Source organism: Bradyrhizobium sp. GW821-FHT13H05 (assembly GCF_058804065.1).
In genome coordinates, this window is record NZ_JBXAPO010000002.1 from 882,521 (window position 1) to 905,988 (window position 23,468).

The following is a 23,468-nucleotide window of genomic DNA, read 5'->3' on the forward strand; positions in this document are numbered from 1 at the left end:
CCGGATAATTGATTCCATGGAAGCACCCCTGCTGCATCTCGCTCTGGTCGGCACGCCCAACAGCGGCAAGACTTCGCTGTTCAACGCGCTGACCGGCAGCCGACAGAAGGTCGCGAACTATCCCGGCGTCACCGTCGAGCGCAAGGAAGGTTTCTTCGTCACCCCGCAGGGACGCCAGGTCTCCGTCGTCGACCTGCCCGGCACCTATTCGCTGCGCGGCCGCAGCCCTGACGAGGAGATCACCCGCGACTTCGTGCTCGGCAAGGCCACCGGCGAAACCCTGCCCGACCTCGTGCTGTGCGTGGCGGATTCCACCAATCTGCGCCTGACCATCCGCCTGCTGCTGGAGCTCAAGCGCACCGGCCGGCCGATGGTCCTCGTCCTCAACATGTTCGACATCGCCAGCCGCCGCGGCATCACCGTCGACGTCGAGCGGCTCGCCAAGGAGCTCGGCGTGCCCGTGGTCACCTCGATCGCGGTGCGCAAGGGCGGCACGGCGGACCTGCTGGCACTGACGGATGAGATCTCGGCCAAGCTCGCGGCCGCGCCGCAGGAAAACTCCTGGCGCACGCTCAGCGTCAGCGAGTTGCGTTCCACCCAGCGCGAGGCCGACCGCATCATCGCCGATTGCGTCAGCCTGCCTGCCAGGCCCGACACCTGGACCGCGCGGATCGATGCCGTGGTGCTGCATCCCGTCGGCGGGCTGATCGTGCTGGCGCTGATCCTGTTCGTGATGTTCCAGGCGGTGTTCGCCTGGGCGCAGCCGCTGATGGACCTGCTCAACAACGGCTTCGACGCGCTCGGCGAGCTCGTGCACGCCACGCTCCCCGCCGGCCTGTTGCAGAGCTTCCTTCAGAACGGCGTGATCTCGGGCGTCGGCAGCGTCATCGTGTTCCTGCCGCAGATCATCATCATCTTCCTGTTCATCCTGCTGCTGGAAGATTTCGGCTACATGGCGCGCGCCGCGTTCCTGATGGACCGCATCATGGGCGGCGCCGGCCTGCACGGCCGCGCCTTCATTCCGCTGCTGTCGAGCTTTGCCTGCGCCATTCCGGGCATCATGGCGACGCGCGTGATCGACAACAAGCGCGACCGGCTGACCACGATCCTGATCGCGCCGCTGATGACCTGCTCGGCGCGCATCCCCGTCTACACGCTGATCATCTCCGCCTTCATCCCCGCGAAGGACGTCTGGGGCTTCATCAACCTCCAGGGGCTCGTGATGTTCGGCCTTTACGCCGCCGGCATCACCAGCGCCCTGGCCGTCTCGTTCCTGATCAAGTTCTTCATGCTGCGCGACTATGCGCCGGCGCCGTTCATGCTGGAGCTGCCGGACTACAAGATGCCGCGGCTGAAATCGATCGCGATCGGCGTCTACACGCGGGCCAAGATGTTCCTGTACCGCGCCGGCACCACGATCTTCTCGATGATGGTGCTGATCTGGTTTCTGGCCTCGTTCCCGCAGCCGCCCGCAGGCAGCACCGAGCCCGCCATCGACTTCAGCCTCGCCGCGATCATCGGCAAGGCGCTCGAGCCGCTGCTCGCCCCCGTCGGCTTCAACTGGCAGATCGCGGTGGCCCTGATCCCGGGCATGGCGGCGCGCGAGGTCGCGGTCGCAGCGCTCGGCACCGTCTACGCGATCGAAGGCGGCAAGGAAGCGGCCGAGCAGATCGGCCAGGTGCTGGCGACGAAATGGTCGCTCGCCACCGCGCTGTCGATGCTCGCCTGGTACATCTTCGCCCCGCAATGCGCCTCCACGCTGGCCGTGATCCGGCGCGAGACCGGAAGCTGGACCTGGATGGCGGTGACCTTCACCTACATGCTGGTACTGGCCTATGCGGCGAGCCTCGTGACCTACAATGTCGCGGTGGCGCTCGGGGCGGGATAGAGCCCTCGAAACTAAAAACTGCGAAAACAACCCCATGCACAGTAGACGGGGTCAACGAAAACAATAGCTTACGAATTATCCGAAATCCATTTGACCCGTCGGGCAAAACAGGAGCATAGTGGCATCCTCGGCCCCTACGGCATCAAGCTCGCGACAAGCGTCAAGCGACCATCTGCGTCCATGAATCACTTCGGCACCAACAGGCTGATCGCCGAGAGGCTGAACGAAGATCACCTGGCCGACCTCGTTGCGCTCCACCTCGATCCCGAAGTATCGCGCTATCTCGGCGGCGTGCGCTCGGCGGAGGTCACGAAGACCTACCTTGCGACCAACATGGCCCATTGGGACCGGCACGGTTTCGGGCTGTGGGTGCTGCGGACGCAAGACGGCGCGTTCGCCGGGCGGGCGGGCATCAGGCACATCCTCGTGGATGGCGTGGATGAGATCGAGATTGCCTACACCTTCAAGCGGAGCCTCTGGGGCCAGGGACTTGCGAGCGAGATCGCGGTCGCGCTGACGGAGATTGGTCTGTCGCAGCTGGAACTGCCGTCGCTCATCGGCCTGGTCTTCGTCAGGCACGGCGCGTCCCGCCGCGTGCTGGAGAAGGCGAACTACATCCTCGAGAAGAGCACGATCCATCATGGCGAGGACGTGGTGATCTATCGTATCACGCGATGAGAGGCGGCTTGCAGGATGGGTAGCTACGGACTGGATCGACGTCGATGAGTTCTGACGCGGACAACATCGTCGGATTGTATCGCCGGCACGCGACGGCGTGGTTGCGCCAGCGCGGGCGGACTGTGATGGAGCGCAAATGGCTCGATCGATTCGTCGCGCAGCTGCCCGCCAAGCCGAAGGTGCTCGATATCGGCTGCGGTCCCGGCGAGCCGATCGCGCGCTATCTGCGTGCAACGGGGTGTGATGTCACGGGGATCGATGCTGCTCCGGAAATGATCGAGATCGCAAAGGGCTATTTTCCCGACGCGACCTGGCTCGTTTCGGACATGCGCTCTCTGAACCTGAACGCGACGTTCGATGGCTTGCTGGCCTGGGACAGCTTCTTCCATCTCAGTCCCGAGGACCAGCGCCTGATGTTTCCGATCTTCCGGCGGCATGCCGCTGCCGGCGCAGCGCTGATGTTCACCAGCGGCCCGTCCTTTGGAGAAGCCATCGGGACTTTCGAGGGCGAGCCGCTCTATCATGCGAGTCTTGACACGACCGAATATCACCGATTGCTCGACAGCAACGGTTTTGACGTCCTCGACCACGTGATCGAGGATCCCGAATGCGGACGTCACACCGTCTGGCTCGGGCGCTTGCGGCGATGAGGGACGGCCCGGCGCTCAGCCTGCGCGTAGCTGAATGACCGATTGCGGCAACGACGCCAGAAACAGCACGACGCAGACACACAGCAGGACGATGTCCTTGAACAGGAACTCGCCGGCCAGATTCCACGCCATCGGATCGGTTGACAGGCTCCACGTGACGACGCCCGGCGTCGTGAAGAAGAACGACCATGTCACAGCGAAGGTCACCACGCCCATGAGTGAACCGAGGGCGGACAGGACCGGACTGAACGCGCCCGCCGCGAGCAGCGCCGCAATCACGAACTCGGAAACACCGAGGACATAGGCCTCTCCCCGCAGGCCGAAGATCGACAGCCAGGAGATGAACGGACTGCTGGTGATGAACTGGGCGATGCCCTGTGCGGATTGCAGCGTGAATTTCTGCATCCCGAACGATACGAAGATGAGCACCATGACCCAGCGAAGAATGGCGAGCGGACGATACGAACCGCCGCCAATCTCGGCGATGTTGAATCCTTTCATGTGACGATTTCTCCCGGAGTAGACACGCATCTGTTGGCAAACGACACGTTCGCTATGGGCTCTACGGAGGGGAGCGTCCGTCGTTACCTGCGCCCGGCGGTTTCACGGATCACAGCCGCGTGCGATGCGTCTGTCCGCTCACGGCTGCGTCGTGTAGGAGCGCCCGGCTTCGAGCACGTAGATGGTCAGGAAGCGGAGCGGACGATCCGGATCACAATTGCGAAACAGGGTGTGTGGAAGATCCGCCCGATCCTGCAATGTCTCGCCCGCCCGGTACTGTCGCGGCTCGTCGCTGCCGTAAGCGGACTCGGCAACACCTTCGACGATGTAGATCGCGCCCGCGACGGGATGCCGGTGAAGCGGCGCCACGCCGCCGGGCGGATAGGAGACCTCGACGACCATGAGCTCCTGATTGCCGGGCATTGGAAGACGCTCGAGAACCTTGCGCGTGACACCGGCAAATCCGGCTTGTCGAGCGCTTGGCTGACCGTCGGTAGGTTCATTCATTGAGCACCTATTCCTTGTCGCGCATCGAGTTGTCGCCATTGCGCCGGATCGCGGCGAATAACGATAGGACGCTGAGCGCAAGGCAACAAAGTGACCGATGTCGGGTTCAACCACTTTCGCAACTCGTAGGCCGCGAGCTACCCCTCGCCCGGCCACGCCGCCATCGCCGCCTCGGCTGCGCCCCGCAACTCCGCCGGCGTCGCGCCGTCCCTGGCCTGGATCGCCATGCCCTGGAAGACGCTCAGGTAGAACCGGCTCAGCGCATCGATGTCGGTTGCGGCAGGCAACTCGCCGCCGCCGACCGCTGCTTCGATCCGTGCGCGCAGATTACCGAGCATGTCGAGCCGGACATTCCTGATCGCGCGGGCAATCGTGGCCGGCCATTCGTCGCTGACGGCGCCGAGCACGGCCATGCACCCGGCCGGAGCCGAGCGGGATTTCGGCAGGGTCTCTGCCGCCGCGATCAGCAGGTTCTCGATCCCGGCGCGTGCGGTTGCGCCTTCCGCAAGCCGGTCCCAGACCGGCTGGCCCTGGGTCTCGACGTAATGCTCGATCGCGGCGAGATAGAGAGCCTCCTTGCTTTCGAAAGCAGCATAGAGACTCGGCGAGCGGACGCCCATGGCGTCGCAGAGGTCGTGCATCGAGGCCGCCTCGTACCCCTTGCGCCAGAACAGGAACATGGCGGCTTCGAGCGCTGCGTCGCGATCAAATTCCCGTGGCCGACCTGCCATCGCCCGCCTTTCTGTAATGATCAACACATAATTCACTTGACCACGCCGATCAAGTCTCCACATATTCTGTGTCGATCGTTACAGAATAGGAGAAGGCAGATGACGCTGGCAGGAAAACGGGCCCTGGTGACGGGCGCAAGCAGGGGTATCGGAGCGGCCATCGCGGCGGCGCTCGCCGCCGAAGGCGCCGATGTCGCGATCACCTACGAGAAGTCCGCGGACAGCGCCGCGAAGCTCGTTGACGCCATCAAGGCAGGCGGGCGCAAGGCCGTGGCGATCCAGGCCGACAGCGCCGATGTCGCCGCCGTTCAGGCTTCGGTCGACAAGACCGTCGCCGCATTGGGCGGGCTCGATATCCTCGTCAACAACGCCGGCATTCTGCGATTGGGCGGCCTCAACGACATCTCGCTCGCCGACATCGATGCGCTGCTGAACGTCAACGTGCGCTCCCCGATCGTCGCGAGCAAGGCCGCGCTGCCGCACCTTGGCAAGGGCGGCCGCATCATCACCATCGGCAGTTATTTCGCCGACCGCGTGCCGTCGCCGGTGCTCGGCATCTACGCGGCGTCGAAGTCGGCACTCAGCGCATTCACCAAGGCCCTGGCGCGCGAGCTCGGTCCCAGGGACGTCACGGTCAATCTGGTGCAGCCAGGCTCGATCGACACCGACATGAATCCGGCCAGCGGCCCGACCGCGGAGACGTTGAAGCAGTTCATGGCGCTCGGCCGATACGGCGCGACGGATGACATCGCGAGCGCGGTCGCGTTCCTGGCGAGCGCGAAAGCCAAGTACATCACGGGATCGACATTGACGGTCGACGGCGGCGCGAACGCTTAAAGTATTTTCGAGCTACGTCGCTCTCAACGCAGAAGCAATCCAGGCTCTTTCCGTGGAGACAGTCTGGATTGCCTCGTCGCCTCGCAATGACTGCTCGGAAATGGTCGCGTAGCCCGGAACCTTACCTGAAATACCCCAACACCAGATCAATATCCGAGCTGCCGGCCACCGTGCCGTTCAGCTCGGCGTCGATGACGCGGCGGCAGGCTTCGATGGCAGCGTGGTCGCCGAGATCGTTGGCGGCTTCCAGCACGAGCCAGGCGGCGTCGACGGAAGCTTTCTCCGGAGCCGATCCGCCGACGTCGGCGTTGAGGTTCTTGTTCTTGCGAACCGCGGTGCCGAATTGAGGCAACATTACAAATACTCCCTCGATTTCCCGCTCAGTGAACCTGAAGCTCGGGCTGACGGCCCGCGTCGGCACCCACGCCGGTCTTGCGCGACTGGTAGAACTTCAGGATGCTGCGCGAGGTCTCGATCTTGAGCCGGCTGAACTCGCGCTCGTTGTCCTGCAGCTCGCGCGCCGTGATCAGATGATCCTTGGCGCCGAGGAACAGCAGCGACATCGTGGTGTCCCAGGAGAAGTCGAGCGCCTTGCACAACACCAGCAGGATCTCGCGATTGCGGTCCATCATCGCGCGCTCGATCACGTCGACCGGGAGCGCCGACAGCAGCGACAGGCCGATCTGCACCTCGTCGAAGCGATGCTGGCGCGCATAGTTCGAGATCGAATCCTGGTTGAGATTGCCCTGGCGGTACTGCGTCGTCACCACGCGCTTGGCGACGAAATAGCTGCGCGAGGACGGGCCGAACTTGGATTGCAGATCGCCGGTGACCTCGGTCACCGAGCTCTGGATCTGCGCCATCATCTCCGGGCGCTCGCGCTCGAGCCGGCGGCGGACGTCTTCCGATGCCTTGGAGATGAGCTGCTGGAAGATGTGCCGCGGCACGTCCTTGCGCAGGCCAAGCTGCTCGGCGAGAATCGAATCGCCCTCGGCACGCCGGACCATGTGCAGAAGGCCCGAGCCGGAGAAGCGCGCGCCCTCGTTCTTTGCGACCGAGGTCACGACCTCCTGGTCGCCGCGCTTGACCAGCACGTCGGTCACGGCCTCGCCGATCGATTGGCGCTGGGCGATCGCGAGCAGATGCGACTGGCCCTTGGTCATGGCGCTCTGGATCAGCATCTTCTCGTCGATCCGCGTGGAGTCGCGCAGCACCGGACCGGCGACCGCGATCTCGTCGTCAAGAGCGAGCTTTTCGATGACGTTGAGCGGAGCGTGATCGCAGGCCGACATCAATTCGGAGAGCTGCGTCCGCGCGGCGACCTCGATCTCGTCGGCGAGCTTGCCGATGACCTCGCCGAACATGCTGATCTCGTCGTCGCTGTAGCGGCCGGTGATCAGAATGTCGGTCGCATGCCACAACGCCCGCGTCCGGCTTTCGTCGGTGCCGCGCGCGATCGCGTCGTCCAGATCCTGTAGAAGCGTTTTCGCCCCGTTCATGTCGATACCCCAGTTCTTGGTCGTTCTTTGCCGAGCCGTCCCGCCGATACCGGCGCGACACCGAATTCCTCTGAGAGCCGAGACTAGGGAACAAACGCGAGAATCCAGTAAAACCGGCAGATCAGTTTTGCCGAGCAGAATTCGTTAAAATGCGAGGGAATCGGTTGACCGGCGGGTGATGTGCGGCGCGAGAGAGCTTGGCGCGAAAGCCTCTCCGGCGTCATGGCCGGGCTTGTCCCGGCCATCCACGCCTTACCGCCCGGCGCGAAGAACGTGGATGCCCGGGACGAGCCCGGGCATGACGGCGTCTCGCCTACGGATTTGACGGCGTCAGCACCAGCGGCGGCTTCGGCTTGGGCTTCGCGGGCGGCGGGCCCGGAGCGGGTCTCACCTCGATCGCGGGCGGCAGCGGCGCGACCTGGCTTGTGAGCGGCGGGCTTGTCGGTGCCGGGCTTGTCAGTGCCGGACTTGGCGCTGCGGGAGCGGCCTGCGGCGCCTTCGGTATCGGCGCGGCCTTTGGCTTCGGCGGCGGCGCCCGGCGCGGATCGCGGCCGGGCATCGGCACGTCGGTGAGCGAGGGCTCCGGCGCGGGATCGGGAGAGACGAGCGTCGGCAGTGCGGCGGTTGCCGGCGGCGGCTCGCCGCGCTCGATCGCGTCCAGCCGGCGCGTCTCGCGATCGATCGTGCGCACCGCGAGCCACGAGGACAGCGGCGCAAGATCGACAGTGCGATTGAGCCTGTCGGGAGGCCCCGCCGCGAACAGCTGGATCTCCGGCGGCGCGCCTGACAGCCCGGTCATGATCGGCGTCAGGCTGGCGCGGATGTCGGCCTGGTCGGCGGGAATGTCGTAGCCGCCGGAGACGATGGCACGGGCGTTCTTCGCTTCCAGCGGCGTGGCTCCGACCCGCAGCCGCCCGTCGCGGATCGTGAACGGGATCTGGGCCGAAGCAACCGCGATCGGACCGGCCGCCAGCGCAGGCTCGACCAGCTGCCGCAGCCTGACGTCGTCAGCGACCTGGCCGCCGTCGCTGGCGCGGATGGCGATCTCGAAGGCGCGCGGATTGAGGCCTGAGATTTCAGCGGAGTCCAATGTCACCGTGCCGTTGCCGGCGAGCGAGCCGGTGAGAGCAGCGACGCTGCGACCCTGGCTGGTCAGCGCCATCTGCACCGAGGCGCGGCCCTTGGGCAGCGCGAGGTCGCGGTAGCGCAGCGTCGTCGCATCGACATTGCTGAGCTCGATACGCGCATTCAGCGCAACACCATTGGCGCCATTCCTCGCGTCAAAGCTCGCGGACATCTCGCCGCCGCCGACGCCGCCCTTGAGCGCATCGAGCGCGAGCGACTGGCCGTCGCTGCGGATCGTCCCGCCGAACGGACGCAGCTCGACACCACCAGGCAATGTGCCGCGCAACGCCTGGAAGGCGATGCGGCCGCGCCAGCCACCGAGCAGCCCCGCGCTCAGCGGCTCGCTCGCCTCGTGTCCGGCGGCACCGATCGCCATCGCGACCGCGGGCGCAAGATCGAGCGTATCAAGGCCCACCTCGCCGTCGACGCTCTTCTCCTGATCGAGCGTGACAGCCAGATGGCCGCGCAGATGCGAGCCCGAGGCCGTGCTGTCGAGATCGTCGAAGGTCAGGCGATTGCCTGACAGCCCGACGCGCGAGGACAGGCTGACGAGCTGCGTCGACTTGTCCGCCGTGCCAGTGCCGAACAGCGGCGCGAGGTTGACGTTGCGCACGCGCAGATTCACGTTTGCCTTGATTTCGGACGATTTGGGCTCCGACAGCTCGACGCTGCCCTGCGCGTCCGCATCGAGCCCGCCGCCGCTCAGCTTTGCATTCAATTGCAGCGGCCGCCGCCAGGCGCCGCTTAACCGGCCTTCGAACTGCGAGGCGCCCTCGCCTGCGGCCACCACGCGATCGAGGCCGAGCAGCGCCAGCAAGGCGCCGGCCTGCGGCGTCGAGAGCTTCGAGTCCAGCGTGAAATCGCTGCTCCGCAATTTGTCGATATCGATGCCGTTGACGGCCGCGAGCGGTGTCTGCGCGGCCAGCGTCGCAGTGGCCTTGAGCTGCGGTGCGTCGAGATCGAGCACGGCGCGGGCGTCGCCGCGATCGGCATGTTCGGCGTTCTTGTCGAGGCTGAGGTCGAGCTTCAGCCGGGTCGCGCCGGGCAGCTGTGGGAGGGCATCGAACCGCGCGCGCACCGAAGGGGCGAACGGCTCGATCAGCGCGGTAAGCTCGCGCAGCGAGTTGGCCGAGGATTTCAGCGCGAGCTTGCCGGTGGCTTTGGTGCGATCAAAACTGCCGCTCGCCTCGGTGGTCACGCCGCTGGTCTGGCCGAACCGCAACTGCTCCAGCGACACCGCGTTCGGACCGTAGCCGAGCTTGGCCGCGAACGGCCGCAGCTCCTGTCCGGCGGAAATGGCGCGGCCGATATCGAGCGAGAGCTTTGCTTCCTCCGGCCATTCGCCTTGCGGCCCGGCCAGCGCGCGCACGAAACTTGCGGCGGCGTCGAGATCGAGACGATCGGCCTTGAGCTCGGCGTCGATCCGCGAGCCCTTGCTCGCGCCTGTCTGCACGAAGCCGATGCGGCCCTCGACCGCGCCGCCTTCGATATCGGCCTTCAACTTGTCGATGGCGAGATGATTGGCGGCGATGGTCACGTCGCCGGCAAGCCGCAGCGGCCGCGTGCTGCGGCGGTTGATCTCGCTGCGGCCCTGAAGCCAGGCCACCAGCGTATCGGGATCGGACGACTCGACGCTGAGACGGCCGCTGAAACTGTCGGCGCCGGGCGCAGAGCCGTTGAGCGAGAGCTGCGTCATGCCGGGCGCGCGCAGCTCGAGCCGCTGAAAGGTCCAGGATCGGCCGTCAGTCCTGAGCTCAGCCGCGATGTTCTGGAGCGGACGGCCGCCGAGCATGATCTGGTCGGAGTTGAACTCGATCTGCGCCGGGATCGGCGCCTGCGGGATCGCAGCCAGCCCGGCGCGCAGCGCCGGCAGGATGCGCAGCGGCTCGGCATCGTCCTTGCCGGCGAGCTTGTCGGCATCGATCTGGCGCGCCGACAGCACCGCGCGCAGCAAAGGCGAGGCGCCGAACCTGACGTCACCGACGCCGCCGACTTTCAACGCATTGTCCTCGGCGCCGAAGCTCGCATCGATCTGGTCGAACTTGGCGCCGGCCGGGTCGGCCTTGAGCTTTGCGGTGAGCTTCCAGGGCGTCGGCCCGGCCTCGCCGGCCTTCTTCGCCGCGGGCACGGCCAGCGTGAGCGCGCCCTCGAATTTGGGCAGGCGGTTGTCGAAGGCAAGCACGCCTTCGAGATCGGCGAGGATGGCGCGCTCGCCGGGATCGATATTGAGATGGAGACGGGTGGCGCTGCCATCGGCGCTCGGGCCGGACGAGATGCGGAAGGGGTAGCGCACGCCGGTTGCGGTGAACCTGCCGTCGCCGCGCACCGAACCGGCCAGCGAGCGCACGTCGCCGGAGAAGGCGATGTCGTTCAGCTCCAGGGTCGAACGGCTGGCGGCATCATGCAGGGCGATGCGGCCGGTGAGGTTCAACCGTTCGATGGCCAGCGAGGCCAGGTTGAAGGTGCCGCTGGCGGTGGACGGCAAATCGACCCGGCCGCGGGCATCCAGGCCGAGATCGACCGCCATGCCGTTGACCGTGAGCTCGGTGGCGCGCCATTCGCCCCGCATCAGGGAGCTCAGGCTGAACTCGACGTCGAGCTTTTCGGCGCGCAGGCGGCCGAGGTCGTTGTTGCCGCCAAAGGTGACCGAGCGCAGCCGCAGGGTCGGCGCCGGCAGCAGCCGCGCATCCAGCTCGCCTGCCACCCGCACCGGCACGCCGATGATCCGGCCCGCCTCCGCCTCGAACTGGGGCCTGAACTGGTTCCAGTCGATGAAGTAAGGCCCGATCAGTGCGGCCAGCAGCGCAATGATGAAGGCAATCGCCAATCCGAGCAGCGTCGTCTGCACGGGTCTCCCCTCGGCCAAACCGGCCCGGGCCCAACCTGAGGGCCTCAGGCGCGCCGGAACTTGCCCTTTATATAAGGGGAAGTGTGGCGAAGTCACAGCGACTGTTGCGCGCGGAGGTTAACGCTGGTGGGAGACCCTCATGGTGAGGAGGCGCGTTAGCACCGTCTCGAACCATGCTGGCCCGGATCGCGCCCGCGGCCATCCTTCGAGACGCCCGCCTTCGGCGGGCTCCTCTGGATGAGGAAAACTGCTCGCAGGACCACGGCATCACCAACTGGCCGGCAGCTGCGTCAGGCCACGCAGCACGAAGGTCGGCCGCCATTTGGGGTTCTCGACGTCGTCGATCCGCAGATCCGGCAGGCGGCGGAGCAACGTGGCAATGGCGATCTCGGCCTCGATGCGGGCCAATTGGGCCCCCAGGCAGAAATGGATGCCGCCACCGAACGACAGCGGCCTGACGTTCTGCCTGGTGACATCGAGCCTGTCAGGGTGATCGGGATAGACCGCGGGATCGCGGTTGGCCGAGCCGAGCAGGCAGAGCACGGTCTCGCCCCTGGGGATTGTCTTGCCGCCGAGATCCTCGATCTCCTCCAGCGCGACGCGCCCGGTCATCTGCACGGAGGAATCGTAGCGCAAAAATTCCTCGATCGCGCCGACCATCAGCTCCGGCCGCGCTTTCAGCAGCGCGAGCTGGTCCGGATTGCGATGGAGCGCCAACAGGCCATTGCCGATCAGGTTGACCGTGGTCTCGTGGCCGGCGCCGAACAAGAGGATGATGTTGGCGGTCAGCTCCTCATTGGTGAGCTTGTTGCCGTCTTCCTCGGCCTGCACCAGCTGGGTGATGAGGTCGTCCCCGGGGTTCTTGCGGCGCAGCTCGAACAGCTGCTGGAAATACATCTGCGCCATCATGTTGCCGGCGTTGCCCTTGGCGATCTCCTCCGGCGAGAGCGGCACGGGATCGAGCAGCCGCCCGCCGTCGCGCGAGCTCTTGTAGAAGGTCTCGCGATGATCCTCGGGGATGCCGAGCATGTCGCAGATGATGGTGACGGGCAGGCGGAAGGCAAAATCCTCGATCAGGTCCATGTGGCCGCGCTCGATCACGGCATCGATCGTCTGATCGACGATCTCCTGGATGCGCGGCCGCATGTCCTCGACCCGGCGCGCGGTGAAGGCCTTCACGACGAGGCCGCGCAGGCGGGTATGGTCGGGCGGATCGGACTGCAGCATCCAGTGACTCATGCTGCGGAACACCGGCTCGTCCATGATGGCAGGGCTATAGCGGCGCTTGGAGCGCTCGATAAAATCCTTGCCGAAGCGCTTGTCGCGCATCACGAGGCTGACATCGGCATGGCGGCTGGCGACGAACTGGCCGAACGGCGTCACATGGATCGGATCGAGCGTGCGCAGCCGGTCGTAGTGCGGATAGGGATCGCGGATGAAGTCCGGCGACAGCGGGTTGAACAACGGATCGCCGTTCGCAGGCTGCACTTGCTCGTTCATGGTGACCTCACATCGGGTTGCCGCATGACACGATACGCGGGCAGCCCCGATGCCCGGCGTAACCATCCCCTGAAATTATCAACTCGATACATTGTTGTATCGAGTTGCATTTTGCCTTAACCTGCGCCGATGTCAAGGGTGAGAACCAGGCCGACCAGGGACGATACGCGCGACAAGCTGTTCGAGGCCGCCGCGCGCGTGTTCGAGGACGACGGCATCGGCGGCGCCAGCATCGAGGCGATCGCCGCAGCAGCCGGTTTCACGCGCGGCGCGTTCTACTCGAACTTCAGGAGCAAGGACGAATTGATCATCGCCATGCTCGAAGACCATGTCGAGCAGTCGATCCGGCGCAACATGGACATCCTCGCGCAGCACGACAATCTCGACGATTTCATCGCGGCGTTGAAGGCGATGGACCGCACCCGGCAGGACCCGCTCGGCCGCTCGCCCCTGCTGCACATGGAGATGATCCTGTTCGTCGCGCGCGCCGAGAAGCGCCGCCCGGAACTTGCAAAACGCCTGCGCGCGCGGCGCAAACTGATCGCCGACATCGTCGAGGCGACATTGAAGAGCAACGGCAAGAACGACGCGCTGAACCCGCCGTGGATGGCCTCAATCGTGCTGGCGCTGGAAGACGGCTTTCGCCTGCACCGGCTGATCGATCCGGAGACGACGCCGGCGGACAGTTTTTTGCGGGCGATTATGGATTTGCGGCGAAGGACGGGGCTAGGGCCGGAGTGACGGCTGCCGGGGGCGTGCCCTCAGACCTGATTGATCTCGATCATGGCTAATGCCGTTCGCTACTGTCCATCGCCGCGATCAGGGAGGCGATCTCGATCGTCGCGAAGTTGCAGAAGGTGTCCGAGACCGCATAAGGAAAGATGATCTTGTCGCGATGGCGCATCGCGCCGCAGGTATAGACGACGTTCGGAACATATCCTTCACGTTCGGAAGGGTCCGGCCGCAACAGCGGCTCGCGCAGGCGGCCAAGCACCTTCGACGGATCCTTCTTGTCCAGCAGCGCGGCCCCGATCGAATATTTCCGCACGGGGCCGACGCCGTGCGTCAGCAGCAGCCACCCTATGTCGAGCTCGATCGGCGATCCGCAATTGCCGATCTGCACGAATTCCCAGGGGTATCGAGGCTTGAGAATCGGCTGGCCGCCATCCCACGTGTGGAGATCGTCGGACAGGATCAGATAGAGGTTTTCGTTATCCTGACGCGCGATCATTGCGTATTTGCCGTCGATCTTTCGGGGAAATAACGCCATGCCCTTGTTGCGCGCGGCATTGCCCTTCAAGGTCGACAGCCGGAACGATACGAAATCGGATGTCTCGATCAGCTCCGACCGGATCGCCCGTCCGCTATAGGCGGTGTAGGTCGCGTAGTAGATCTTCTGTCCGGCGTCGCTGAATTGCACAAAGCGGGCGTCCTCGATCCCGTTCGACTGCGCTTCGGTGACCGGAAAAATCACCCGCTCGCTCAGATCTTCTCCGGCCGCGAATGTGACGTCAATATCGTCGCCGCCGACGCCCGCCGTCAGCCGGACAAGATCCGGACTGGATGCAAGACGCGCCGTCGGATCGATGGTCAAGGTCCCGTCTGCCGCAATGAACCCCGAGCGAAATGTCAGGGAAGATACATGGCCCTCGCCGACGGCCCGAAGACTGAGGATGAAGCGGAGGCTGCCTTCCGGCGTTCCGGACTGATCGGGATGCGGCACGATGCACGGATTGAATAATGCCGAGGCCTCGAACGAATACTCGTTGAGAAAATAGGCACCCACGAGCTGGCGCTGCACCTGTGTGAAGACAGCATGGTCGGCCAGCGCCTCCTCCATTTCCGCGGCGCGTGCCTCGAAGGTCTTTAACAGGTTGCGGTGACGGCCGAGGAAGTTCTCGAGAACGTCGGCCAATTGACGGTCGGCCGTCTCGGGGTCGAGCGCGAGAACCCGTTCGACGATATGGTTGGCGCGGGTCTTGTCCGTCGGATTGAGGTCGCGCGGCTCGGTCGCCGGCTTGAAAGGCCGAACGAGCACACGGCTCGGGTCCGGCCGCAGATGAAGGGCTTGGCGTTTGAGGAAGGGAGATTGCGACAAGACGGCCTCGGTTGGTTGAAGGAGGAAATTGCGATCGGCGCGGTCAGGCGACCAGCGGAGCCGGCTTGGCGCGGCTTTCGCTGAGGCGCGCAATTTGTCGAATCTCGGAAAGGCCGAGCAGATACGACACGACGGATTCCCCTCCCCGGTTCTCATTGGGACGGTCGGGGTGCAGGCCATCCCGGCAGCTTCCGGTTTCCAGGTCGACCAGCGAGGCCGACAAATCGTTGCTGCCCAGAAACCATGCGAAGACCCGTGCGGCTTCGGCTTTCCACTCGACATCGTGATCGGCGCGCCAAGCGGCGAGGCATGCCGCAATGGTCGCCGCGGCCTCCAGCGGCTGCTGGTCGAAGGCGTGCGGCGGTTGGCGTCGATCACCAAATCCCGCCGTGCCGATCGGGCGGAATTGGCCCTTCGCTGAGGTCTGTCGTTTCACGAGCCAGCGCAGCGACTTCAGGCCGATATCGACATAACGCGAGGTCTTGCTGGCCATGCCGGTCATGATCAACGCCTGGGGCAAGCGAGCGTTATCGTAGGCCACTCCATCCTCGAACCAGACCCAATCGTCCGTTGCCACGGTGTCGAAGGTCAAACTCAACCGATCGGCAAGCACGGTACGCAGGCGGGTCGCGCGGACATCGTTCGGAACGGCCGAGCAGTAGGCATCGAGCCCAAGTAACACAAACGCCCACGCACGGGGCGAACTGAAACTTTTCACTGTCGCCATCGCTTCGGAAAACAGCGCCGCGGCCCATGAGCGCCGCGACAGATTGGCATCGGTCAGCGCGCACACGCCCAGGGCCCAGAGCGTTCGTCCGTGGCTATCCTCCGATCCCCTGTCTTCCAACCAGCAGCGGTTGAAGCCCATGAAATTGCGAAAGCGTCGTGTATCCGGATTCCAGGCATGCTGGACGAAGGCGGCAAATCGCGCCGTCAGGGCTTCCGGTAGCCGCTGTTCGCCCGGATTATTGAGCGCGCAGGCCACAAGCAGCGCGCGGGCGTTGTCGTCGACGCAATAGCCGTGGGCACGATCGGGCACGCTATGAACGGCATGCTGAAACAGTCCCGTGTCGTCGCACATCGACAGGAAATGGTCGAGCTGCATCTCCGGCGGCGCGCGGCTGTCGCGCAGCAACGTGCCGGTATCCGAGCGCGCGATGGTCTTAAGCCGATGCCGGCGCCCGGCGTTCTCGAAGACCGACATATAGCGTTCGGCGGCCCTCTCCCATGTCATTGCACGGCTGCTCGCATAGGCGCGCTTGCGCATCGCCTGCCGGAGCACGTCGTTGGTGAGCAGCTTGGCGATCTCGGTGCCGAGCGCTGCTGCATCGCCAAACGGAACCAGAATACCGCGGCCATCGGCCAGCAGCTCGCGGGCGTGCCAATACGGGGTGGAAACCACGGCCTTACCGAGGCCGAAGCTATAGGCAAGCGTGCCTGACGTCATCTGGGCTTCATTGAGGTACGGCGTGACGTAGACGTCGGACATCGAGATGAAATCGAGCAGCGTTTTCTGATCGACGAATTGATCGAGAAACACCACGTGATGCTCGACTCCGGCCTGGCGCGCATGCGCCATCAGGGCCTCGCGATAGGCTTCGCCCTGATCGCGCACGAGGTTGGGATGCGTCGCACCGAGCACCACGTAAACGGCATCGGGCCGTGTTTTCAGAATCGAAGGCATCGCATCGATCATGACTTCGATGCCCTTGTTCGGCGACAGCAATCCGAATGTCAGGATGACCGACTTGTTGCTGAATCCGAGCGCAGCCTTGGCCGCGTCGGGTTCGACGAACGCGAATTCCGGGATGCCGTGCGGGATGATTTCGATCTTCTCGTCAGCCACGTGATAGACTGAGCGCAACAACTCCCGACCTTTCTCAGCCATCACGACGACCTTGGACGAGGCCTCCACGATGCGCGCGATGACATCGCGCTGCACCTCCGTCGGCTCGGACAAGACCGTATGCAGCGTTGTCACGACCGGTATGGTCAGACGTGACAGAAGAGCCAGGATCTGCCCCCCGGCTTCGCCGCCGAAAATGCCGAATTCATGCTGCAGCGAAACGGCTTCGAAGCCGCCGCTGTTCAGATAGGCGGCGGCACGGACGTAGTCATCCTGCCGGTCATCGTTGATCTCAAGGCCCACGGTAGGGGGATAATCGTAGACTTGACCATGATCGGTCATCGCAACGATGACGGTCTCCAGATCACCTCGGGAGGCTGCGATGGCGCTCTGCAAGTCGGTGGTAAAGGTCGCAATGCCACAGCGGCGTGGAAGCGAGTTTCCGATGAAGGCGATACGATTTACGGCAGCCAATTTGACGTCTCCGATGGTTTGAGCGCGGCAGTCTCGAAGGAGGTCGGGACCAGGACGCTCGGAGAGGCGTGTGCGCTGCGCTCTGTTAACGCACCGTGATTTACGCTCGGGCCGGGATAGGCCAGCAATGCTTTCAACCCGCTCGCACCTGCCTCGATGTCCGCATGGTCGGCTTCGAGGAAAGCGGCTTCACCCGGCTCCAGCCCCCTGGAGCCGAGTTGGGCGTGACCTTCGATCGCCAGCAGCCAAGTCTCTTTCGGTGCGTCGAGCGTCCACACTGAACCCGGAGCGAGGTCAATTTGCTCCATGACAAAGTAGGAATTGACCGCGAGCGCCGTTCGCGCGCCGCTCAATCGTTCGGGAGGCGGCTGGATCTTGCGAGGGCCCGCCGTCGCCACCGCGACGGCATTTTCGATGTGCAGCTGACGCTCTCGTCCATAGTCGAACAGCCGGAATGTGGCGTCGCTGTTCTGCTGGATTTCGACCAGCACGATGCCGGCGCCGATCGCATGAATGGTTCCAGCGGGAATGAAGATGACGTCGCCGGGACGAACCGGGTACCAATGCACGATATTGGCGATCGAGCCATCGATGATGGCAGCTCGCAACGCGGCAGCGGAGCGCGGATAGTTCAATCCCACCGCGACCTTGGCGCCGGGAATGGCAGAGACGATGTACCAGGCCTCGGTCTTGCCGTTGGCAAGTCCGATCGAGCGCGCGAACGCATCATCCGGATGAACTTGGATCGATAGCGGCTCGGTGGTGAGGAGCATTTTGAGCAGCAACGCCGTCTTGGGCGCAGCAGGTCCGGGGCGCTCAAACCACAATTCCCCGATCGGGCCGTCGCCCGTCGACGCCAAGCTCCAGGGACGCAGATCGCGGCTGCCCCAGGGCTTCGGCTTGGTTCGCACGATGGCATGTTCGATCGTCAAGCGGGCCTCCCCAGGCCTGTGCGTTCAGTCGTTGACTGTTCGTGCAGGACGCGGGCCGGTCCAGGGCGGGAGCGCATCCCATTCAGCCCATCGCATGCGGCGTTCCTCACCGCCGACCTTGACAAAAACAAACGGAGCGTCGTCCTGCCCGGTCTTCGATCCGGCGAATGTGGCAGGAAGTCCGTTCGAGTTTCGGATCGTTGCTGTATTTGCCAAGTAACCTCCTGACCGATCTGCGTGCGAGATTGCTGCTGCAGATCAACTAAAAATGGACGCCCAATGCATCATGACCGACGCGGCGACCAGCAAAACAATGAAAACAGGCGGCGGCACCGGAGGCGCCAGCCACTCACGAATCTTGAATTTTGGGAGTATCAGACATCCAACCGCCTTCCTGGTCGAGGCGGGAGCGCAATGCTCTCAGTCACCGGTAACGGCCAAGGGCGGGCGGTGATATTCGACATATAGAAACGTCGTCGCCCAATAGCGAGACCAGAGCATCAACCAGATTGGCTTTATTAGCTGTATCTTTGTGTTGGCATTGCTCTATGGTCACAAGACCTGACGTCTGAGTTGACGAGGGACACTTGCTCAATCCCAACCTTGGCTGGCTGATCCGCCTTTCGGAGCGGCTATCGGATGTCGCATGGTTTCAATGGATCATTTCCGGCAAGAGATTCGATCCCGGTTCGAACTGGCGAGCGCGCAAGGCCGGCAGGACCTGACCATCGAATGTGGTGAGCTTTACCGGTCCGTGAGCAAGCTCCCGCTTTTCGATCCATGGATGATCTTCTGCTGTAACGCGATGCGCGCGGAAATGGGCCTGGCGGATCACTTGATCTTCGATGACGGCAAGCCAAGCCTGCTGACCATTCACTACGCGTTGCCACGACATCAAAGGCGACCAAAATCAAACTAGGTACGATTGGAGTAACTTGATGCGTTGGCTCCAATGACCAGCTTGTCGCTGCTGCTGCTCCGGAACGGCTTGCCCGATCTTCCGGTGGTGCTGATCGAGCCTCATCGAAATCGCGACCCGATCTGGCGCATCAAATTCTGCTACGACATTGACCAGCCGCTCTCGATGAGCACCGAGCAGGCATCGTCATTGGCAACTGATCTGCATCAAATCGGCGAAGACGAGCTGGCTGGTGAGATCGACGACGCGGTCAGAAGTGCGGCGCGCTATAACGCGATGTGATCGCGATAGGCATTGTCCCTGGGTGCCATGCCAACGCGACGAGACAAGCCGCGCGCCCTAGGCCGACCGCCTCACCGCGCCCTCACCCGCCGCCGCAAGATCGAGCCGTCCCAGCATCGCCCGCGCCTGCTCGGCGCAGTGCTCGATCAGCCAGCGCTCGAAGGCGACGGGCGCCAGCGCGGGTGCGTAGAGGAAGCCCTGCACGACGTCGCAGCCGAGCTCGGCCAGCACCTTGCGCTGGCCCTCGGTCTCGACGCCTTCGGCGACGACGGTCATGCCGAGCCCCTGGCCGACGCGCACCACGGCGGTGGCAATCGCAAGGGCGCCCGCGTCCTTCTCGATGTCGCGCATGAAACTGCGGTCGATCTTGAGTTCGCGGATCGGCAGATGAGCGAGACGGCTGAGACTGGAATAGCCGGTGCCGAAATCGTCCACGGAGAGCCCCACGCCGAGCTCGCGGATCGCGTTCATCGTCTCCAGCGCGGCGACGCTGTCCTGCATGAACGCGCCCTCGGTGATCTCGAGCATCAACGCATCCGACGGCAGATCGTATTCGGCGAGGATGCCCCTGAGCCGTGCGGCCAGCGTGACGTTGCGGAAATTGATCGGCGACAAATTGACCGACACGCATGGAATATTGAGCCCGGCACGGCGCCAGCTCGCCATCTGCCGGCAGGCCTCGCGCACCGACCACAGGCCGATCTGCTCGATCAGGCCGCACTCCTCGGCAAGCGGGATGAACTTTGCCGGCGAGACATCGCCGAGCACGGCATCGTGCCAGCGTGCCAGCGCCTCGACGCCGTGGATGGCGCCGTCGGAGCTGCGGATCTGCGGCTGATAGCTCAGCGTCAGCGCGCCCTCTGCGATGGCTTTGCGCAACGCCGCGATCAGCGCCAGCCTCTGCTCGGTGAGCCCGTTCATCTCCGCGCTGAAGATGCGATGAGTCGAACGCCCGGCCTGCTTGGCCATGTACATGGCGGCGTCGGCCTGCTGCATCAGGGTGTCGATGTCGGTGGCATGATCGGGATAGAGGCTGATGCCGATGCTGGCCGACATCTGCATCTGCCTGGATCCAAGCCGCAAGGGCGCAGACAGCGCTTCGGTGATCCCGGCCGCGACGCGCTCGGCACCCTCGGCGGTCCGTTGCGGCAGCAGGATGACGAATTCGTCGCCGCCGAGCCGGCCCAGGATATCTTCGGGCCCGATCTGCTCGCGCAGGCGCTGGGCGAGCTGGATCAGCAGCTCGTCGCCGGCTGCGTGACCGAGCGTGTCGTTGACGTCCTTGAAATGGTCGACGTCGAGGAAGGCGAGCGCGACGTGGCTGCCGGCCGGACAGGCGTCGATTGCGGCCGAGATCAGGTGCCGCAGCTGCGCGCGATTGGGCAGGCCGGTCAGGATGTCGTGATAGGCCAGCCGCGCGATCTCCGCGCGTGCCTCCTTGCGCTCAATCGCAAACGCACCGAGGTTGACGCAGGCATCGACGATGCGACGGTGCCAGTTGCTCGGCGCACGCGGTTCCCTATAGTAGAAGGCGAAGGTGGCGATGACCCGTCCGTCCTTGGCCTTGACCGGGGTCGACCAGCAGGCGCGCAGGCCGATCCCGAGCGGCATCGCCTTGTAGGGCTGCCAGCGCGGATCGGTGTCGATATCTTCGGCCAGCACCGGCTCGCCATAGAAGGCGGCGGTGCCGCAGGAGCCGACATTGGGGCCGATCGCGATGCCGTCAAGCGCGCGGGAGTAGTCCTCGGGCAGGCTGGGACCGCCGAGCGGATGCACCAGGCCCGCGGCATCGACGTGCAGCAGCGAGCAGACGACGTCGGGCGCAATCTCCTCGACGCGGCGACACAGCCGGTCGGCGATGTCGGTGATCGGAACCTCGTCGGCCAGCGCACCCATGATGAGCTGCTGGAGCGAGCGCAGCTGCTTGGTCTCGGTGATGTCCTCGAGCAGCGCGAAGATATGCTTGACCCTGCCCTTCCTGTCGCGGAAGGCGTCGAGGCGGGCGCAGACCCAGATCTCCTCGCCGTCCTTGTCGTAGGCGAGCACCTCGGCTTCGCCGCGGCGACCGCCGTGCATCAGGCGCTTGACGAGTCTGGCGATGGCCTGGCGATCGGTGTGGCAGCCGGCGATGAGCTCGCCGGCGCGGCGGCCTTCGGCCTCCTCGCTGGAGTAGCCGAACAGCGCGGTGAAAGCCGAATTGACATAGACAATGTTCTGTTCGACGTCGGTGATGATGACCGCGCGGTTGGTCTGGTCGGCGACGGCGTGGAGCAACCCGATCCTGACGCGGCGTTCCGCGTCGGCTGTGACGTCGCGTGCGAACACGATGTGATGGACCCTGCCGTCGACGCTCGCAGACGACATCGACACGAGCGCCTTGATGCGGCTGCCGTCACGCCGGACGAGGCTGATCTCATCGCGGAAATCCGTGACCGCGTCGGCCTGAAGGCATTTGAGGGTAAGAATGGCTGCATCGCGACCGAGCACGTCGGTGCGCGCAAGCTTCCAGATCCGCTCGGCCGCGGCATTGAAATGCGTGATGCGATGCGTGTCATCGACGATGGCGACAGCATCGTCGGCGCATTCGAGCGCGGCGCGCAGCACGTCCGGAATTTCTGTCACAAGACAATCGGAGGCGGACATCGTTCGACCCGGAAGGCATCGGGAAAATACGGCAATCGACCCGACGCTAACGCTCCGATGGTGTCCAAGACGTTTTTGCAAATCCCTCGCCTCGGGCCATGAGGCGACGTGCTTAACATTTCGCGAAAACGGCGAAGGTATCTTGATGCGTACGGAACTTATTCAGCAGCAAGGTTGGGCTTGAGCTTGTGCAACCGTCCCGCCACAGCCCGCACCTTGCCCGGCGATGCCCGCCACACCGACAGCGCCGACAGGCCGCTCACGACCATGGCGATGGCGAAGGCGAGTGTGTAGTCGCCGGTGCGGTCGTAGAGGAAACCCGTCAGCCACGGGCCCGCCGCGCCGCCCGCCAGTGCCGCCAGCATGATCATGCCGAAGATGCTGCCCTGGTGCTTGCCCTGGAAAATCTCGAACACCACCGCGCCCATGATCGAGGTAAGGCCGTAACCGAGCGCACCTTGCGTGAACACCATGACGTAGACCAGCCACAGCGACGGCTGGAATTTCAACGCGATCAGCGCCGCGAAACAGATCGCAAAGCCCGCGCAGCTGATCGCCCACACCCACTCGCGCCCGATCCGGTCGGAGACATGGCCGAGCAGGATCTGGCCGGGAATGCCGAGCAGGCTGACGACGCCGAGCGCCCACACCGCAACACCGGGGCTGAAGCCGATGTCGAGCAGGAATTTTGTCTGGTGCACCTGCACCGCATACCAGATGTACAAGCCGGAGAAATAGCCAACCGCGATCCACCAGAACCGGGCCGTCGCGACGGCGCGTTTCAGCGTCCACTCGGTATTGACCCAGACGGGATCGACGACGTTGGAGATTGGTTTGACGGCGCCGGCGGCCGGCGCGGCGTCGCCGTCCGCCTGAAGGCCGATATCCTCGGGGCGCCTGTGCAGGAACAGGTTGATCGGCGCCAGCACGATGAGGATGAGCAGGCCCATTGCCGTGCAGGCGGTGCGCCAGCCGGTCTGCTCGATCATGTGCTGCACCCATGGCAGCAGCGTCACCGAGCCGATGCCGACGCCCGCAAAGGCGATGCCGATGGCGAAGCCACGCTTGCGGATGAACCAGTTCGGCAGGAACAGCGACTGGCCGGAATAGCCGAGACAGACGCTGCCGGCGCCGACCATGACGCCGATGGTCACGTAGAGATGCCAGGGCTCGCTGGTGAGCGGGGCGAGCAGCAACCCGCCGCTCATCAGCACGACGCCGAGCTCCATCACCGCGCGGGGACCTGCGCGGTCCATCAGGCGGCCGATCAACGGACTCGCCACGCCGGAGGCCACGAAACCGAACGAGAAAGCGCCCGCGGTGATGCCGCGCTCCCAGCCGAACTCGGAGATGATCGGCGGAAAGAACAGAGAGAAGGCGGTGCGCGCGTTGACCCCAATGGCCATGGTGACGAAGGTCACCGCGACCACGACCCAGCCGTAGAAGAACGGAAGCCGCATGTTGTTTTTGTTTCATCCCTAGATGGTGCTACCGACCATCCGGGAAGGCT

19 protein-coding genes are annotated in these 23,468 nt (G+C 64.5%); 6 read left to right on the forward strand and 13 right to left on the reverse strand.

The annotated features are described in order from the left end of the window. Positions 1-16: 16 nt before the first annotated feature. From feoB to AC1RR3_RS08505, 3 genes are all read left to right on the forward strand, one after another. Positions 17-1,888: a ferrous iron transporter B gene (gene feoB, locus AC1RR3_RS08495; protein ID WP_492821282.1), complete on the forward strand. Its 1,872-nt coding sequence runs from the start codon at positions 17-19 to the stop codon at positions 1,886-1,888. Positions 1,889-2,068: 180 nt separating this feature from the next. Further along, entirely contained in the window at positions 2,069-2,566 is a 498-nt protein-coding gene (locus AC1RR3_RS08500; protein WP_492821284.1) for a GNAT family N-acetyltransferase, read from the forward strand. Between the two features lie 44 nt (positions 2,567-2,610). Beyond that, positions 2,611-3,216: a class I SAM-dependent methyltransferase gene (locus tag AC1RR3_RS08505; RefSeq protein ID WP_492821286.1), complete on the forward strand. Its 606-nt coding sequence runs from the start codon at positions 2,611-2,613 to the stop codon at positions 3,214-3,216. A gap of 15 nt (positions 3,217-3,231) precedes the next feature. Here the strand turns inward: AC1RR3_RS08505 and AC1RR3_RS08510 are convergent, their stop codons facing one another. The 3 genes from AC1RR3_RS08510 to AC1RR3_RS08520 all read right to left on the reverse strand — a co-directional run bounded on the left by AC1RR3_RS08510 (position 3,232) and on the right by AC1RR3_RS08520 (position 4,955). Continuing rightward, entirely contained in the window at positions 3,232-3,717 is a 486-nt protein-coding gene (locus AC1RR3_RS08510; protein ID WP_492821288.1) for a YkgB family protein, read from the reverse strand. Positions 3,718-3,855: 138 nt separating this feature from the next. Further along, complete coding sequence (locus AC1RR3_RS08515) at positions 3,856-4,140, reverse strand: cupin domain-containing protein (protein WP_492821290.1); 285 nt, start codon at positions 4,138-4,140, stop codon at positions 3,856-3,858. Positions 4,141-4,361: 221 nt separating this feature from the next. Continuing rightward, positions 4,362-4,955: a TetR/AcrR family transcriptional regulator gene (locus AC1RR3_RS08520; protein ID WP_492821292.1), complete on the reverse strand. Its 594-nt coding sequence runs from the start codon at positions 4,953-4,955 to the stop codon at positions 4,362-4,364. 99 nt (positions 4,956-5,054) lie between these two features. Between AC1RR3_RS08520 and AC1RR3_RS08525 the strand changes: the two genes are divergently transcribed. Further along, positions 5,055-5,792: an SDR family oxidoreductase gene (locus AC1RR3_RS08525; protein ID WP_492821294.1), complete on the forward strand. Its 738-nt coding sequence runs from the start codon at positions 5,055-5,057 to the stop codon at positions 5,790-5,792. A 121-nt stretch (positions 5,793-5,913) separates the two neighbouring features. Here AC1RR3_RS08525 and AC1RR3_RS08530 read toward each other — a convergent pair whose 3' ends face one another. From AC1RR3_RS08530 to AC1RR3_RS08545, 4 genes are all read right to left on the reverse strand, one after another. Then, positions 5,914-6,147: a hypothetical protein gene (locus AC1RR3_RS08530; RefSeq protein ID WP_492821296.1), complete on the reverse strand. Its 234-nt coding sequence runs from the start codon at positions 6,145-6,147 to the stop codon at positions 5,914-5,916. Between the two features lie 25 nt (positions 6,148-6,172). Then, positions 6,173-7,291, reverse strand: coding sequence for a DUF2336 domain-containing protein (locus AC1RR3_RS08535; RefSeq protein ID WP_492821298.1), 1,119 nt, complete (start codon positions 7,289-7,291; stop codon positions 6,173-6,175). Between the two features lie 313 nt (positions 7,292-7,604). Next, complete coding sequence (locus AC1RR3_RS08540; protein WP_492821300.1) at positions 7,605-11,264, reverse strand: AsmA family protein; 3,660 nt, start codon at positions 11,262-11,264, stop codon at positions 7,605-7,607. Positions 11,265-11,531: 267 nt separating this feature from the next. Then, complete coding sequence (locus tag AC1RR3_RS08545; RefSeq protein ID WP_492821302.1) at positions 11,532-12,764, reverse strand: cytochrome P450; 1,233 nt, start codon at positions 12,762-12,764, stop codon at positions 11,532-11,534. 129 nt (positions 12,765-12,893) lie between these two features. Between AC1RR3_RS08545 and AC1RR3_RS08550 the strand changes: the two genes are divergently transcribed. Continuing rightward, entirely contained in the window at positions 12,894-13,505 is a 612-nt protein-coding gene (locus AC1RR3_RS08550) for a TetR/AcrR family transcriptional regulator (protein ID WP_492821304.1), read from the forward strand. A gap of 46 nt (positions 13,506-13,551) precedes the next feature. On the opposite strand, the gene AC1RR3_RS08555 is transcribed toward AC1RR3_RS08550, so the two are convergent. The 4 genes from AC1RR3_RS08555 to AC1RR3_RS08570 all read right to left on the reverse strand — a co-directional run bounded on the left by AC1RR3_RS08555 (position 13,552) and on the right by AC1RR3_RS08570 (position 19,009). Then, positions 13,552-14,862 (reverse strand): glycoside hydrolase family 130 protein, encoded by a 1,311-nt coding sequence (locus AC1RR3_RS08555; RefSeq protein ID WP_492821446.1) that lies wholly within the window; start codon positions 14,860-14,862, stop codon positions 13,552-13,554. 43 nt (positions 14,863-14,905) lie between these two features. After that, positions 14,906-17,182: a glycosyltransferase family 4 protein gene (locus AC1RR3_RS08560; RefSeq protein ID WP_492821306.1), complete on the reverse strand. Its 2,277-nt coding sequence runs from the start codon at positions 17,180-17,182 to the stop codon at positions 14,906-14,908. Then, the gene (locus AC1RR3_RS08565) at positions 17,170-18,114 is read right to left on the reverse strand and encodes a class I mannose-6-phosphate isomerase (RefSeq protein ID WP_492821308.1); all 945 of its coding nucleotides are present in this window, start codon (positions 18,112-18,114) and stop codon (positions 17,170-17,172) included. The genes AC1RR3_RS08560 and AC1RR3_RS08565 overlap by 13 nt, the downstream gene beginning before the upstream one ends. Before the next feature lie 652 nt (positions 18,115-18,766). After that, entirely contained in the window at positions 18,767-19,009 is a 243-nt protein-coding gene (locus AC1RR3_RS08570) for a hypothetical protein (protein ID WP_492821310.1), read from the reverse strand. Between the two features lie 57 nt (positions 19,010-19,066). Here AC1RR3_RS08570 and AC1RR3_RS08575 point away from each other — a divergent pair, with 57 nt between their 5' ends. Continuing rightward, on the forward strand, positions 19,067-19,315 hold the full coding sequence (locus AC1RR3_RS08575) for a hypothetical protein (protein ID WP_492821312.1): 249 nt from the start codon (positions 19,067-19,069) through the stop codon (positions 19,313-19,315). A 57-nt stretch (positions 19,316-19,372) separates the two neighbouring features. Here AC1RR3_RS08575 and AC1RR3_RS08580 read toward each other — a convergent pair whose 3' ends face one another. After that, positions 19,373-21,958, reverse strand: coding sequence for an EAL domain-containing protein (locus AC1RR3_RS08580; RefSeq protein ID WP_492821314.1), 2,586 nt, complete (start codon positions 21,956-21,958; stop codon positions 19,373-19,375). Between the two features lie 158 nt (positions 21,959-22,116). Then, on the reverse strand, positions 22,117-23,418 hold the full coding sequence (locus AC1RR3_RS08585) for an MFS transporter (protein WP_492821316.1): 1,302 nt from the start codon (positions 23,416-23,418) through the stop codon (positions 22,117-22,119). Between the last annotated feature and the right edge of the window lie 50 nt (positions 23,419-23,468).

Excerpts from the sequence above, each read along its gene's own strand:
- feoB (WP_492821282.1), top strand. The coding sequence starts at position 17 with ATGGAAGCACCCCTGCTGCATCTCGCTCTGGTCGGCACGCCCAACAGC.
- AC1RR3_RS08500 (WP_492821284.1), top strand. The coding sequence starts at position 2,069 with ATGAATCACTTCGGCACCAACAGGCTGATCGCCGAGAGGCTGAACGAA.
- AC1RR3_RS08505 (WP_492821286.1), top strand. The coding sequence starts at position 2,611 with ATGAGTTCTGACGCGGACAACATCGTCGGATTGTATCGCCGGCACGCG.
- AC1RR3_RS08510 (WP_492821288.1), bottom strand. The coding sequence starts at position 3,717 with ATGAAAGGATTCAACATCGCCGAGATTGGCGGCGGTTCGTATCGTCCG.
- AC1RR3_RS08515 (WP_492821290.1), bottom strand. The coding sequence starts at position 4,140 with ATGCCCGGCAATCAGGAGCTCATGGTCGTCGAGGTCTCCTATCCGCCC.
- AC1RR3_RS08520 (WP_492821292.1), bottom strand. The coding sequence starts at position 4,955 with ATGGCAGGTCGGCCACGGGAATTTGATCGCGACGCAGCGCTCGAAGCC.
- AC1RR3_RS08525 (WP_492821294.1), top strand. The coding sequence starts at position 5,055 with ATGACGCTGGCAGGAAAACGGGCCCTGGTGACGGGCGCAAGCAGGGGT.
- AC1RR3_RS08530 (WP_492821296.1), bottom strand. The coding sequence starts at position 6,147 with ATGTTGCCTCAATTCGGCACCGCGGTTCGCAAGAACAAGAACCTCAAC.
- AC1RR3_RS08535 (WP_492821298.1), bottom strand. The coding sequence starts at position 7,291 with ATGAACGGGGCGAAAACGCTTCTACAGGATCTGGACGACGCGATCGCG.
- AC1RR3_RS08545 (WP_492821302.1), bottom strand. The coding sequence starts at position 12,764 with ATGAACGAGCAAGTGCAGCCTGCGAACGGCGATCCGTTGTTCAACCCG.
- AC1RR3_RS08550 (WP_492821304.1), top strand. The coding sequence starts at position 12,894 with ATGTCAAGGGTGAGAACCAGGCCGACCAGGGACGATACGCGCGACAAG.
- AC1RR3_RS08570 (WP_492821310.1), bottom strand. The coding sequence starts at position 19,009 with ATGTCGTGGCAACGCGTAGTGAATGGTCAGCAGGCTTGGCTTGCCGTC.
- AC1RR3_RS08575 (WP_492821312.1), top strand. The coding sequence starts at position 19,067 with ATGACCAGCTTGTCGCTGCTGCTGCTCCGGAACGGCTTGCCCGATCTT.
- AC1RR3_RS08580 (WP_492821314.1), bottom strand. The coding sequence starts at position 21,958 with ATGTCCGCCTCCGATTGTCTTGTGACAGAAATTCCGGACGTGCTGCGC.
- AC1RR3_RS08585 (WP_492821316.1), bottom strand. The coding sequence starts at position 23,418 with ATGCGGCTTCCGTTCTTCTACGGCTGGGTCGTGGTCGCGGTGACCTTC.